Here is a 13,996-nt window from a genome sequence, read left to right on the forward strand (position 1 = left end):
TCGTTCGCTTCCACAGCCTCCAACCCCAGACACCACCCCACCACGAGAAAGGTTCCAGGTCCGGCCATGGCGCTCACGCTCTACGTCGACACCGCGCGCTGGCGGGCGCACCACAAGCACGTGCAGGAGCAGTTCCCCGGTCTCGTCCCGGTCTGCAAGGGCAACGGCTACGGCTTCGGACACGAGCGCCTCGCCGAGGAGGCCACGCGCCTGGGGTCGGACGTCCTCGCCGTGGGCACGACGTACGAGGCCGCGCGGATCAAGGACTGGTTCGGCGGTGACCTGCTGGTGCTGACGCCGTACCGGCGGGGCGAGGAGCCCGTGCCGCTGCCCGACCGGGTCATCCGCTCGGTGTCGTCGATCGACGGCGTCTACGGCCTCGTGGGCGCTCGTGTGGTGGTCGAGGTGATGTCCTCGATGAAGCGGCACGGCATCAGCGAGCAGGACCTGCCGCAGCTGCACGCCGCCATAGAGAACGTCCGTCTCGAGGGCTTCGCGATCCACCTGCCGCTGGACCGGACCGACGGCTCGGACGCCGTCGAGGAGGTCATCGGCTGGATGGACCGGCTGCGCGCTGCCCGGCTGCCCCTGCACACGATGTTCGTCAGCCACCTCAAGGCGGACGAACTCGCCCGGCTCCAGCAGCAGTTCCCGCAGACCCGGTTCCGCGCCCGAATCGGCACGCGGCTGTGGCTGGGGGACCACGACGCCACCGAGTACCGCGGTGCCGTCCTGGACGTCACACGTGTCGCCAAGGGCGACCGCTTCGGCTACCGCCAGCAGAAGGCGGCCTCGGACGGTTTCCTGGTGGTCGTGGCGGGCGGTACGTCGCACGGGGTGGGCCTGGAGGCCCCCAAGGCGCTGCACGGCGTCATGCCGCGCGCCAAGGGCGTCGCCCGCGCCGGCCTCGCCACGGTCAACCGGAACCTTTCGCCGTTCGTATGGGGCGCCAAGCAACGCTGGTTCGCCGAGCCGCCGCACATGCAGGTATCCATCCTGTTCGTGCCCACGGACGCCCCGGAGCCGAAGGTGGGCGAGGAGTTGGTGGCCCATCTCCGGCACACCACCACCCAGTTCGACCGCATCGTGGACCGCTGAGCTGCCAACGCGCGACGCCCGGAACCGACACAAGGCCGTACACGGATCTGCGTGCACGGCCTTTGCCGTGTCCTGCGCGGCCCCGTGCGGCCCCCGACCCCGGCCCCCAGCGCCTGTTCGCTCAGAGCGAACTGTCTGTCGAGGCTGCCGTGGCCCGGCTTCCCCACGCCACCTGAGGGCCCTCGGTGTGGGTCTCGTACGCGGCCTGACGGGCGGCCGGGCCGAGGACGAACACGTCCTCCGCGCCGTCCAGCACACCGCCCGAGGGGTCGTCCTCACCGGCCCGGCGCACCACGTCGCGATCCGGCATGAGGATGTCGCGCACGATGACGACGCACAAGTAGAGGGTCCCCGCGAGATGGGCGCCGATGGCCCAGTGGTATCCGTCGGTGGGCAGCCCCTTGTGGGCGTCCCCGCTCGTCGTGTACGCGAGGTACATCCAGATCCCCAGGAAGTACGCCACCTCGCACGCCTGCCAGATCAGGAAGTCCCGCCACTTCGGACGGGCCAGCACGGCCAGGGGGACCAGCCACAGGACGTACTGCGGCGAGTAGACCTTGTTGGTGAGGATGAACGCCGCGACGATCAGGAAGGCAAGCTGCGCGAAGCGCGGCCGGCGAGGTGCGGTGACGGTGAGGACCGCGATCCCCACACAGCACAGCAAGACCAGCGAAGTGGCCAGTGCGTTGACGGTCTGCGTGCTCAGCGGGTGGCTGGAGTTCTGGGCCAGGATCAGCCAGAAGGACCCGAAGTCGACGCCCCTCTCCTGGCTGAACGTGTAGAACTTCGACCAGCCGTCGAAGGCGAAATACATCACCGGCAGGTTCACCACGAGCCAGGCGACGGCCGCGCCGCCGAGGGCCCGGCCGAAGTCCCGCCACTTGCCGGCCCGCCAGCACAGCACGAACAGCGGCCCGAGCAGGAAGACCGGATAGAGCTTGGCTGCCGTGGCAAGCCCCAGGAGCACCCCGAAGGCGAGCGAGCGGCCCCGGGCCCACATCAGCATCGCGGCTGCCGTCAGGGCGACCGCCAGAAGATCCCAGTTGATCGTGGCGGTCAGCGCGAAGGCGGGCGCCAGGGCGACCAGCAGACCGTCCCAGGGACGCCGGGCGTGAGTGCGGGCCACGCAGACCGCGATGACGGCCGCGCACACCATCAGCATCCCGGCGTTGACCATCCAGTACCACTGCTCCTGGTGCTGGATGCTGCCGCTGCCAGGCGTCAGCCAGGCGGCGACCTCCATGAACACGCCGGTCAGCACCGGGTACTCGAGGTACTGCATGTCACCGGGGAGCTTGTCGAAGTACGGCACCAGCCCGTCGGCGAAGCCACGCCCCTGGTAGAGGTGCGGGATGTCCGAGTAGCAGGCGTGGGTGTACTGCGAACTGGCGCCGAAGAACCAGGCGCCGTTGTAGCAGGGCGCCTTCTGGATGAGTCCGAGGGCGAACATCCCGATCGCCACGAGAGCGACGACCCGTACCGGGGTCCACCAGGACGCCCCCAGCAGGGCACGCCGTCCGATGGGGCCGCCGATCACCTCACTGCCGGCCGCGGCGATCGCATCGTCCTTGGTCGGCCGCACCTGGTCCGGCTCGTGCACGCTCGCGTGCGTCGATTCTGCGCTGGGCATGGGCCACATCCTGCCGTACATACCTAGGAATACGCCGAGGGCCGCCACACCTCGTGAGGTGTGACGGCCCTTGTTTCACGTGAAACGTCCGGATGTTTCACGTGAAACGCCGGCGTCGGCCATTGGCCCGCTAGCCGGTCTGGCCCCCGAAGAGGCCACCGCCTCCGTTGCCATTGCCCCTGGTGTTGCCGCCTCCGGTGGAGTCCGTGGGTGACGGAGAGGTGCTCACTCCGCCGTCCGTGCCACCGGTGTCCGTGCCGCCGGTGTCCGTGCCACCGGTCTCGTCACACCCGAAGAAGCGGTTGCAGCTCTCGCTCGGCGACGGCGAGGGAGAGGTCAGCGTCTCGCTGGGCGTCGGACTCGGCGTCGGACTCGACTCCGGCGTTTCGCTGGGCGTCGGAACGACACTCGGCGACGGAGCCTCGTTGACCACCTCACCGATGGGCTGGGGAGTCGGGAAGTCCTCCGCAGGCTCACCCTGCAGTGCCTGTTCCATGTAGTCGCGCCAGATCTGGGCCGGGAACGACGCACCGTGGATCTTCTTCTGCCCACCCGTTCCGAACATCTCCAGGAACTGGCGGTTCTTCTTGGACTCGTCGTCGTCGTACCGGAACATCGTGATCGACGTGGACAGCTGCGGGGTGTACCCCACGAACCAGGCCGACTTGTTGCCGTCGGTCGTACCGGTCTTGCCCGCGACCTCGCGGCCGGTGAGCTGGGCGCTGGTACCGGTGCCCTTCTCGACCACAGTCCTCAGCACATCCGTGACGTTGTCGGCGACCTTCGGGGTGAAGCCGTCCTTCGTCTCGACCTTGTGCGTGAAGACCGTGCCGTCCTTGCTCGTGACCTTCTCGACGGAGTACGGCTCACGCTGCTTGCCGCTGGCCGCGAAGGTGGCGTAGGCGCCCGCCATGCGGATCGCGCTGGGCTGGGAGGTACCGATGGAGAAGGACGGGTAGCTGGTGCCGGCCAGGCTGTTCTCCTTGAGGCCGGCGCTGAGGGCGGCCTCCTTCACCTTGTCCAGACCGACATCCATGCCGAGCTGCACGAACGCGGAGTTCACCGACTCGCGCATCGCCTCACGCAGGTCGATCTGATACTTGGGGGACTCGCCGTAGGACACCTGGCCGTCGTTGGTCTGGAGCCACTCCTCACCCTTCTCGTTCTGCCAGACGTCCCCGTTGTACTCCTTGATCTTGAGCTTGTTCTTGCCGCTGAACAGGCTCTTCGGGGAGACGATGGTCCGCTCGTCCTGCGCCTGCGTCGCAGGTCCGTCCGGGTCGCGCACGCCCCAGGTCATCGCGGACGCGAGCACGAAGGGCTTGAACGTCGAACCGACCTGGGCGCCGGTGGTGTCGGCGTTGTTGGTGAAGTGCTTGGTCGCGTCCTCACCGCCGTAGATCGCCTTGATGGCGCCTGTCGCCGGATCCACCGAAGCGCCGCCGAACTGGACGTGGGTGTCCGTCTTCGGGCGCTCCTTGGGCTTGATGTTGGCCTTCTGGACCTTCGAGACCGAGGTTTCGAGCTCCTTGATCTTCTTCTTGTCGAAGGTCGTCCTGATCGAGTACCCGCCCTGTTGCAGCTTGTCGGCACTGATGATCTTGTTGTTGATCAGGTAGGCCTTGGCCAGGTCGACGAGGTAACCGACCTGACCGCTCAACTCACGGTTCGACCGGGGGCTCTGCCACTTGGGGAGCTCGGTGTACTTGGCCCGCGTCGCGGCGTCCAGATGGCCGTACTCGACCATCTTGTCGAGGGTGTCCTTCATCTGGCTGAAGGCTCGCCGGCGGTTCTTCTCAGGGGTGGCGTTGGCCGGGTCGATGGAGGTCGCACCCGCCGGGTCGTAGTACGTCGCGCCCTTGAGCATCGCCGACAGGAAGGCGCACTCACCCTCGTTGAGGTCGATCGCGTCCTTGTTGAAGTAGGCACGGGCGGCCGCCTGGATCCCGTACGCCCCGCGACCGTAGTAGGCGGAGTTCAGGTAGCCCGCCATGATCTTGTCCTTGGGGACGGTGGCGCCCACCTTGATCGAGACGAGGATCTCCCTGAACTTCCGGGAGACCGTCTGGGACTGATCGTCCAGCATGGCGTTCTTCACGTACTGCTGGGTGATGGTGGAGCCACCCTGCGTCTGACCGCCCCTGGCCATGTTGAACACGGCGCGGGCGATGCCCTTCGGGTCGATGCCGCTGTCGGTCTCGAAGGTCTTGTTCTCCTGCGAGATGACGGCGTACTGCATCGCCTTGGGAATCTGCGAGAGGTTCACGATCTGGCGGTTCGTCTCACCACCCGTGGACACCATCTCGGAGCCGTCGGACCAGTAGAAGACGTTGTTCTGCGCCTCAGCCGTTCTCGCGATGTCCGGGACGCCCACCATGGCGTATCCGATGCCCGCGACGGCCACCAGACTGCCGATGAAGCCGATGCACAGGCCGGAGACGAGTTTCCAGGAGGGCACCCAGCGTCGCCAGCCGTCCTTGCCGGCTCGCGGGTAGTCAATGATGCGCTTCTTGGCCGGGGCAGCCGCACGCCCTCTGCCGCGGCCGGGTCCGGTCGGACCTCCGCGGCCTCCTCGGCCGGGCTCCGCCGCTCTGCGGCGGCCGCCCGCGCTTCTCTGTGCCGCGCGCCGGGCCTCGGCACGGCCGCCGTAGGACGGCTCTTCGCCTCCCGGCCCGTGGGATCCCGACCCGTACGAGTCGGATGGAGACCCGGTGGCGCCTCGCGGTGCCGCACGGCGACCGGAGGACGAGCCGGACGGGCCGCGTCGGGCCGCGGCACGTCCGCCTTCCTGCGGCTGCGGCGGTTTGCGACGGTGCTCGCTCATCGAACGATTACTCCTCGGGCAGGCGCACCCTTGCGCGCCTGGAAACGGCGGCTGGTTTCCGGTCCCCCCGAAGTACGGATGCGGTCGGTTCCTCATTCATCCGTACTGCACCTAGGACGACGACGCCCCCATGCGTCACGTGGTTCCCGGTGGTGTGCATGGCGCACAGACTACGCACCGCCAAAACCCGCCGAGCCAGAAGTTCACCCCAAATCAGGCAACTCGCCTGCAACGAATCGGTGATGTGACCCCGCTCACCACCCCTGCCCTTGTCGCCCCCGGAAAGGCCGTTCTATCGTCTTGATGTATCGAGTCGATACATCAGCGCGACATAAACCGTCCCGGCCAGTCCGCGGCAGAGAGGAGGCGACCATGAGCCGGCGTTCCGGGATCCTCGAGTTCGCCGTACTCGGCCTGCTCCGCGAGTCCCCGATGCACGGCTATGAGCTGCGCAAACGACTCAATACGTCACTGGGTGTGTTCCGCGCCTTCAGCTACGGAACGCTGTACCCCTGCCTCAAGACGCTGGTCGCCAACGGCTGGTTGATCGAAGAGCCGGGGAACACCCCCGAGGACGCCCTCGCCACACCACTCTCAGGGCGTCGCGCCAAGATCGTCTATAGGTTGACGGCGGAAGGTAAGGAGCACTTCGAGGAGCTGCTCTCGCAGACCGGGCCCGATGCGTACGAGGACGAGCACTTCGCCGCTCGTTTCGCCTTTTTCGGGCAGACCTCGCGCGACGTCCGCATGCGAGTCCTCGAAGGCCGCCGCAGCCGCCTGGAGGAGCGCCTGGAGAAGATGGGCGCTTCACTGGCGCGCACCCGGGAGCGTCTCGACGACTACACGCTTGAGCTCCAGCGCCACGGGATGGAGTCCGTGGAGCGCGAAGTGCGCTGGCTGAACGAGCTCATCGAGAGCGAGCGGGCGGGGCGGGACCTGAAGGGTCCCGCGACCGGGGAACCCACTCAGCAGGACACCACATCTGGAGCGCCGGGCGGCCTGCCCCGGACCGGGGGCATCCCCGGGCCGGATACGCCCGACGACACCGCCACGTGAGAGCCCACTCAGGGCCTCACTCGTACACACAGGGAGCAACCGGAATGGGTTCGGTTCGCGTAGCCGTCGTCGGCGTGGGCAACTGCGCCGCGTCGCTGGTGCAGGGAGTCGAGTACTACAAGGACGCCGACCCGGCGTCCAAGGTGCCGGGTCTGATGCACGTCCAGTTCGGCGAGTACCACGTCCGTGACGTCGAGTTCGTCGCCGCCTTCGATGTCGACGCGAAGAAGGTCGGCCTCGACCTCGCGGACGCCATCGGCGCCTCCGAGAACAACACCATCAAGATCTGCGACGTGCCCCGCACGGGCGTGACCGTCCAGCGCGGCCACACCCTCGACGGCCTCGGCAAGTACTACCGCGAGACCATCGAGGAGTCCGCCGAGGCCCCGGTCGACGTGGTCCAGGTCCTGAAGGACAAGCAGGTCGACGTCCTCGTCTGCTACCTGCCCGTCGGTTCCGAGGACGCGGCGAAGTTCTACGCCCAGTGCGCCATCGACGCCAAGGTCGCCTTCGTCAACGCCCTTCCGGTCTTCATCGCCGGCACCAAGGAGTGGGCGGACAAGTTCACCGAGGCGGGCGTCCCGATCGTCGGCGACGACATCAAGTCGCAGGTCGGCGCCACCATCACCCACCGCGTGATGGCGAAGCTGTTCGAGGACCGCGGTGTCGTCCTCGACCGCACGATGCAGCTGAACGTCGGCGGCAACATGGACTTCAAGAACATGCTCGAGCGTGACCGCCTGGAGTCCAAGAAGATCTCCAAGACCCAGGCCGTCACCTCCCAGATCCCCGACCGGGACCTCGGCGAGAAGAACGTCCACATCGGCCCGTCCGACTACGTCGCCTGGCTCGACGACCGCAAGTGGGCGTACGTCCGCCTCGAGGGCCGTGCCTTCGGCGACGTCCCGCTGAACCTGGAGTACAAGCTCGAGGTCTGGGACTCCCCGAACTCCGCCGGCGTCATCATCGACGCCCTGCGCGCCGCGAAGATCGCCAAGGACCGCGGCATCGGCGGCCCGATCCTGTCGGCGTCGTCGTACTTCATGAAGTCCCCGCCGGTTCAGTACTTCGACGACGAGGCTCGCGAGAACGTCGAGAAGTTCATCAAGGGTGAGGTCGAGCGCTAGCTCGACAGAACGCGGTGCGCCGGCCGACACAGCCGGCTGAAAAACGCTCCTGCCAGGGCTGTCGAGGGTCTCCGGGTCGCACGACCCGGAGACCCTCCCCGTATGTGAGGCTGTGCCCCATGTCCGTCGTCCGTGATCTGCGCGTCCTGCTGCGCTTCCGGGACTTCCGACGCCTGCTCTCGGTACGGCTGCTCTCCCAGGGGGCCGACGGCGTCTATCAGGTCGGACTCGCCACGTACGTCGTCTTCTCCCCGGAGAAGCAGACCTCGGCCACCGCGATCGCCTCCGCAATGGCGGTCCTGCTGCTTCCCTACTCCCTGGTGGGCCCGTTCGCCGGTGTCCTGCTGGACCGCTGGCGCCGCCGCCAGGTCCTCGTGTACGGCAACCTGCTGCGCGCCGTGCTGGCCTGCGCGACCGCTGTGTTGATGATCAGTCATGTCCCTGACTGGCTCTTCTACCTCTCCGCTCTGTGCGTGACGGCCGTCAACCGTTTCGTCCTGGCGGGTCTGTCCGCCGCGCTGCCGCGGGTGGTCGACGCCGAACGCCTGGTCATCGCCAACTCCCTGTCCCCGACCGCAGGGACGCTCGCCGCGACGGCGGGCGGGGGCCTCGCCTTCGTGGTGCGGCTGGTGGCCGCGGACTCCGACGCCGCGGTGGTGCTGCTGGGTTCCGGCCTCTACCTGTGCGCGGCTCTGGCCTCGCTGCGTATGGCACCGGAACTGCTCGGGCCCGACCGGGATCTGATGCCGCCCCGGCTGACCGCGGCACTCAGTGGCACGGCCCAGGGTCTCGTGGCCGGCGTACGACACCTCACTGAACCGAAGAGACGGGAAGCCGCTTGGGCGCTCGCCTCGATGACGATGATGCGGTTCTGCTACGGCGCCCTGACCGTCATGGTCCTGATGCTCTGTCGATACGCGTGGACGACCGACTCGAACGAGGGGCTGGGGTTGCTCGGTCTGGCGGTGGGCATCTCCGGTGCGGGCTTCTTCGCGGCGGCCGTCGTCACGCCCTCCACCGCACAGCGGTTGGGGCCCGGCCGCTGGATCGTCGCCTGCTCGGCACTGGCCGCGGTCCTGGTGCCCCCGCTGGGCCTGCCCTTTGTCGAAGCTCCGCTCATGGTCGCGGCGTTCGTCCTGGGGCTCGTCACCCAGGGGGCGAAGATCGCCACGGACACCATCGTCCAGTCCTCCGTGGAGGACGGCTTCCGCGGCCGAATTTTTTCCGTTTACGACGTGCTGTTCAACGTCGCCTTCGTCGGAGCCGCGGGTGTGGCGGCGCTGATGCTGCCTCCGGACGGCCGATCGGCGCCGCTGGTGGTCACGGTCGCCGTTATCTACGGGGCAGTTGCTATAACTATGGCCCGGTTTGAACGACGATAAGTGTCACATCAATGCCACGAAGTTCCCCTCGACTACTGGCTTGTCAGTGCTGGCCTGTAATTTACGTTCGTCTTACTTCGCGCCACACGGACTCTCGTTCCCGCGCGCCCACGTTCTAGGGGGACCCCCAAGTGTCTACTCCGCCGCCCCAGGGCAATCCGTTCGCCCAGGGTCAGCAGCCCTACGGCCAGCCCCAGGGCCAGGCTCCGTACCCGCCCCAGGGCGGCTACCCGACGCAGCCCGTCCAGGCCGGATACCCGCAGGGTGCCGCTCCGTACGCCCCGGTCCCGCCGGCGCAGCCCCGCCGCAAGGTCAGCTTCAAGCTGATCAAGAACGTCGTCATCGTCGTTGTCGCCCTCGGTTTCGTCATCGGTGGTTACATAGCCAGCCGCGACGACGCCGACACCGCGGCGGTCGGCGACTGCATGCACCGCGGCAGCACCAACGACGACGACCCGGACCTCGAAGTCGTCGACTGCAAGTCCGCCAAGGCCCAGTACGTCGTCCTTGCCAAGATCGAGGGCACCTACTCCGAGACCACTGCCAACAGCAAGTGCTCGGAGAAGGCCAAGGACTTCCAGTACTCGTACACCGAGAGCGGCGACAAAAAAGACTTCCTGCTCTGCCTGAAGGACAAGTAGGCAGACGCCGGCAGGGGCGGTGTTTCACGTGAAACACCGCCCCTTCGCGCATCCTCGACGGGGTCATGTTTCACGTGAAACATGACCCCGTTCCGCACGCTCAGCTCTGCTCGGCCCACCACTCCTTGAGCGCCGCCTCCGCCGCCTCACGCTCCATGGGCCCGTTCTCCAGGCGCAGCTCCAGCATGTGTTTGTACGCCTGCCCCACCATCGGCCCGGGCCCGACGCCCAGGATCTCCATGATCTGGTTGCCGTCGAGGTCGGGGCGGATCGCGTCCAGCTCCTCCTGCTCCTGAAGCTGGGCGATGCGCTCCTCCAGGCTGTCGTACGTCCGGGAGAGTGCGGCCGCCTTGCGCTTGTTGCGCGTCGTGCAGTCCGAGCGGGTCAGCTTGTGGAGCCGGTCCAGGAGCGGGCCGGCGTCACGGACATAGCGACGGACCGCGGAATCCGTCCACTCGCCGGCGCCGTACCCGTGGAAGCGCAGGTGGAGTTCGACCAGTCTCGAGACGTCCTTCACCAGTTCGTTTGTGTACTTCAGCGCCGTCATACGCTTCTTGGTCATCTTGGCTCCGACCACCTCGTGGTGGTGGAACGAGACCCGGCCGTCCTTCTCGAAGCGACGGGTGCGCGGCTTGCCGATGTCGTGGAGCAGGGCGGAGAGGCGGAGGGTCAGGTCGGGGCCGTTGCCCTCCAGCGCGATCGCCTGCTCCAGAACGATCAGGCTGTGCTCATAGACGTCCTTGTGCCGGTGATGCTCGTCGCTCTCCAGACGCAGGGCGGGCAGCTCGGGCAGCACATGGTCGGCCAGCCCGGTGTCGACCAGCAGAGCCAGTCCCTTGCGAGGGTTCGCGGAGAGGACCAGCTTGTTCAGCTCGTCCCGGACTCGCTCGGCCGAGACGATCTCGATACGGCCGGCCATCTCCGTCATCGCCGTGACGACCTCGGGGGCGACCTCGAAGTCGAGCTGAGCGGCGAAGCGTGCGGCCCGCATCATGCGCAGTGGGTCGTCGGAGAAGGACTCCTCGGGTGTGCCCGGGGTGCGCAGCACACGCTCCGCGAGGTCGGCGAGGCCGCCATGCGGGTCGATGAACTCCTTCTCCGGGAGCGCCAGAGCCATCGCGTTCACGGTGAAGTCACGGCGGACGAGGTCCTGCTCGATCGAGTCGCCGTAGGACACCTCGGGCTTGCGTGAGGTGCGGTCGTAGGCCTCCGAGCGGTACGTGGTCACCTCGATCTGAAAGTTCCGATCAGTTTCTCCGACGCGAGCACTCTTGTGCGCGCCGACCGTGCCGAAGGCGATCCCGACCTCCCACACGGCGTCCGCCCACGGCCGCACGATCTTGAGTACGTCCTCGGGACGGGCGTCGGTCGTGAAGTCCAGGTCGTTGCCGAGCCGGCCGAGCAGCGCGTCCCGGACCGAGCCCCCCACCAGGGCGAGCGAGAACCCGGCCTCCTGGAAGCGGCGGGCGAGGTCGTCGGCGACAGGCGCAACCCGCAGCAGTTCACTCACCGCGCGGTGCTGCACCTGGCTCAGGGCACTGAGGTTGTCTTCGTTGGCGTTCGGCACAACAGAAGAGGGTACGTGGCCGGGCGTGCCACCAGCGCCCCCATTAAGCGGCTGAGGCCCAGGGGAGGGGGGTGCAGAGACCTCCCCCATATCCACACAGGATCGACGCGTGCCGGAGGGCGTCGGGGCGCTCCCTTTAAACGGGTACATACAGGACGCTCCATCCGTCATCCCTGATCTTGTGGAGCGGACCGCGGCACTTCCCCTCAGCGCGCATCGTTACCATGCGTGGACGCACATTCCGACGACCACTGACGACGACGAGGGACGGGCGAGCGCGTGGCCGAGGCGGCAGACTTCCAGGGGATGAGTCCCTCACCTGCCCGTCGGTGGCTCCGGCGCACCGGCGCACTGCTCGCCGGAGCGCCTCTGCTGGCCGGTCTGCTCCAGCTGCCCATCGCCCCGTCCGCGCAGGCCTCCGGCCAGGACGCCGTACGGGACTCCTCGGGTTCGGGCTCGGTCGCCGTCTCCGTCGACTCGCTCAACCCCAGCGTCCCCACCGACGGGGACACCGTGACCGTCTCCGGCACGGTGACGAACAACGGCAAGCAGACGGTCAGCGACGCCCACGTGGGTCTGCTCCTGGGATCCGCCCTGCCCACCCGCTCGTCGATCGACTCCACGGCCAAACGCACCGAATACATGCCGGGCACCGACGGGTCCGAGGTCGGCGGCAAGTACGTCGAGAAGTTCGCCAAGCTCACCCCGGGCGTCGCCGAGCCGTTCACCATCTCCGTACCGGTCGACAAGCTGAACCTCGGCGACGACGGGGTCTACCCCCTCGGGGTCTCGCTCTCCGGCCAGACGTCCGCGCAGCCCTGGGATCGGGTGCTGGGCATCCAGCGGACGTTCCTGCCGTGGCAGCCGGACGAGGCGCAGACCAGGACGAAGACCACGGCGCTGTGGCCGCTGATCTCCACCTCCCACATGACGGCGGAGACCGGTTCCAACGAGCAGCAGACGCCGGTCTTCTCCGACGACGACCTCGCCAAGGAGATCGCCCCGGGCGGCCGCCTGGACCAGCTCGTGTCGCTGGGCAAGGACCTCGACGTCACCTGGGTGATCGACCCGGACCTGCTGGCGTCCGTCGACGCCATGACGAACGGCTACAGGGTCCGCGGCGAGGGCGACACCACCACGGCGGGTACCCACCAGGCGGTCGCCAAGCGATGGCTCGACGAGGTGCAGGAGGCGGTGGCGGACAAGGAGGTCGTCGCCCTGCCCTTCGCCGACCCGGACCTGGCCTCCCTCGCTCACAATGGGACGAGCGTCACCGGCTCACTGAACCAGCTCAAGGCGGCCACCGATGTCGCCGCCTTGACGGTGGAGACGATCCTCCACGTGACACCGAGCACCGACTTCGCCTGGCCCGTGAACGGCGCCGTGGACCCGTCGATCGTCAAGGTCGCCACCTCGGCGGGCGCCGACAAGGTGATCGCGCGCAGTGACAGCCTTCAGGAGACCGGCAGCCTGACCTACACCCCCTCCGCGGCCCGCCCCATCGGCGGCGGAACGACGGCGGTGGTCGCGGACGCACGGTTGTCGACGGCCTTCGAGGGCGATCTGACGAAGGCGTCCACGTCGACTCTCGCCGTGCAGCAGTTCCTCGCGCAGAGCCTGACGCTGAACCTTCAGACGGGCAAGCAGCGCAGCATCGTCGTCGCCCCGCAGCGCATGCCCACCGCGAGCCAGGCGAGGGCCATGGCGGAAGCGCTGACGGCGCTCCAGGACAGCACCTGGTCCGAGTCCCAGGACCTCACGGCGGCCGCCACGGCCAAGCCGGACCCGGGCGCCAGCACGAAGGTCCCGGCGTCCTACCCCTCCTCACTGCGCAAGCGGCAGCTCCCGCGGTCGGCCTTCGGCGTGATCGCGAACACGCAGAGCAAGCTGGACCGGTTCCAGGTGATCCTCACCGACGAATCGCGTGTGGTGACCCCCTTCGGGCGGGCCCTCAATCGCGAGATGTCCACGTCCTGGCGTGGGCGGAGCACCGAGGCGAGCACCTTCCGTCAGGGCGTGGAGGCGTATCTCGACGACCTGACCGAACAGGTCAAGCTGGTCGACAAGTCCGAGACCAAGCTCTCCGGCCGCAGCGCCATGATCCCGGTGTCCGTACAGAACAACCTGGTCCAGGGCGTCGACCACCTCGTGCTGCGGCTCACGTCGACGAACCCCACGCGACTCAAGATCGACGGCGAGGACTACGAGGAGCAGCCGATCGCGGTCTCCGGCGGCCACGCCCAGACGGTGAAGTTCACTACGTCCGCCAACGCCAACGGCCAGGCGGCGGTGATCGCCCAGCTGTACACGGAGGACGGACAGCCCTACGGTGACGCCGTCACCTTCGACGTGAAGGTCACCGAGATCACGGCGACCGTGATGCTGGTCATCGGTGGCGGTGTCCTCCTGCTGGTCCTCGCAGGCTTCCGGATGTACACGCAGCGCAAGCGCGCTGCCGCCCGGGAGGCCGAGGAGGACGGCCCGGACACCGAGGCCGATGAGACGGCCGACGGCCCGGAGAACCCCTCGGGCACCATGGGCCGTCTCAGTGAAGAGTCCGGCGCTCGGTCGGGGGCAGGCGACCCGGTGCAGCCGAGTGACCCGACCCCGGACACCGCAGCGGGAAACGCCGACCCGTCCGGCACGGGTGAGAGAGTGGACCGTTGAGGAT

The 13,996-nt window shown here is 67.9% G+C and carries 9 protein-coding genes; 6 read left to right on the plus strand and 3 right to left on the minus strand.

Annotation, left to right across the window (positions count from 1 at the left end):
• Positions 1–66 precede the first annotated feature (66 nt).
• Entirely contained in the window at positions 67–1,098 is a 1,032-nt protein-coding gene (locus IG99_RS17065; protein WP_037674858.1) for an alanine racemase, read from the plus strand.
• 121 nt (positions 1,099–1,219) lie between these two features.
• Here IG99_RS17065 and IG99_RS17070 read toward each other — a convergent pair whose 3' ends face one another.
• Positions 1,220–2,728 carry a glycosyltransferase family 87 protein gene (locus tag IG99_RS17070; protein ID WP_199815537.1) on the minus strand — a complete coding sequence of 503 codons (1,509 nt, stop codon included), beginning with the start codon at positions 2,726–2,728 and terminating at the stop codon, positions 1,220–1,222.
• 130 nt (positions 2,729–2,858) lie between these two features.
• Entirely contained in the window at positions 2,859–5,552 is a 2,694-nt protein-coding gene (locus IG99_RS17075; protein ID WP_199815538.1) for a transglycosylase domain-containing protein, read from the minus strand.
• A 372-nt stretch (positions 5,553–5,924) separates the two neighbouring features.
• On the opposite strand from IG99_RS17075, the gene IG99_RS17080 reads away from it, so the two are divergent.
• The 4 genes from IG99_RS17080 to IG99_RS17095 all read left to right on the plus strand — a co-directional run bounded on the left by IG99_RS17080 (position 5,925) and on the right by IG99_RS17095 (position 9,758).
• Complete coding sequence (locus tag IG99_RS17080) at positions 5,925–6,608, plus strand: PadR family transcriptional regulator (RefSeq protein WP_037674860.1); 684 nt, start codon at positions 5,925–5,927, stop codon at positions 6,606–6,608.
• A 44-nt stretch (positions 6,609–6,652) separates the two neighbouring features.
• The gene (locus IG99_RS17085; RefSeq protein ID WP_037674861.1) at positions 6,653–7,735 is read left to right on the plus strand and encodes an inositol-3-phosphate synthase; all 1,083 of its coding nucleotides are present in this window, start codon (positions 6,653–6,655) and stop codon (positions 7,733–7,735) included.
• A gap of 119 nt (positions 7,736–7,854) precedes the next feature.
• Positions 7,855–9,117 (plus strand): MFS transporter, encoded by a 1,263-nt coding sequence (locus tag IG99_RS17090; RefSeq protein WP_037674863.1) that lies wholly within the window; start codon positions 7,855–7,857, stop codon positions 9,115–9,117.
• A gap of 131 nt (positions 9,118–9,248) precedes the next feature.
• Positions 9,249–9,758 carry an LppU/SCO3897 family protein gene (locus IG99_RS17095; protein WP_037674864.1) on the plus strand — a complete coding sequence of 170 codons (510 nt, stop codon included), beginning with the start codon at positions 9,249–9,251 and terminating at the stop codon, positions 9,756–9,758.
• A 100-nt stretch (positions 9,759–9,858) separates the two neighbouring features.
• Here IG99_RS17095 and IG99_RS17100 read toward each other — a convergent pair whose 3' ends face one another.
• The gene (locus tag IG99_RS17100; RefSeq protein ID WP_037674865.1) at positions 9,859–11,325 is read right to left on the minus strand and encodes a CCA tRNA nucleotidyltransferase; all 1,467 of its coding nucleotides are present in this window, start codon (positions 11,323–11,325) and stop codon (positions 9,859–9,861) included.
• Positions 11,326–11,604: 279 nt separating this feature from the next.
• On the opposite strand from IG99_RS17100, the gene IG99_RS17105 reads away from it, so the two are divergent.
• Positions 11,605–13,992, plus strand: coding sequence for a DUF6049 family protein (locus IG99_RS17105; protein ID WP_037674868.1), 2,388 nt, complete (start codon positions 11,605–11,607; stop codon positions 13,990–13,992).
• Positions 13,993–13,996 lie beyond the last annotated feature (4 nt).

The organism is Streptomyces griseus subsp. griseus (genome assembly GCF_000720255.1).
GTDB lineage: Bacteria > Actinomycetota > Actinomycetes > Streptomycetales > Streptomycetaceae > Streptomyces > Streptomyces griseus_I.

Bases quoted from the DNA above. Each gene is read 5' to 3' on its own strand.
- IG99_RS17065 (WP_037674858.1), top strand. From the start codon at position 67: ATGGCGCTCACGCTCTACGTCGACACCGCGCGCTGGCGGGCGCACCAC.
- IG99_RS17090 (WP_037674863.1), top strand. From the start codon at position 7,855: ATGTCCGTCGTCCGTGATCTGCGCGTCCTGCTGCGCTTCCGGGACTTC.
- IG99_RS17075 (WP_199815538.1), bottom strand. From the start codon at position 5,552: ATGAGCGAGCACCGTCGCAAACCGCCGCAGCCGCAGGAAGGCGGACGT.
- IG99_RS17080 (WP_037674860.1), top strand. From the start codon at position 5,925: ATGAGCCGGCGTTCCGGGATCCTCGAGTTCGCCGTACTCGGCCTGCTC.
- IG99_RS17085 (WP_037674861.1), top strand. From the start codon at position 6,653: ATGGGTTCGGTTCGCGTAGCCGTCGTCGGCGTGGGCAACTGCGCCGCG.
- IG99_RS17070 (WP_199815537.1), bottom strand. From the start codon at position 2,728: ATGCCCAGCGCAGAATCGACGCACGCGAGCGTGCACGAGCCGGACCAG.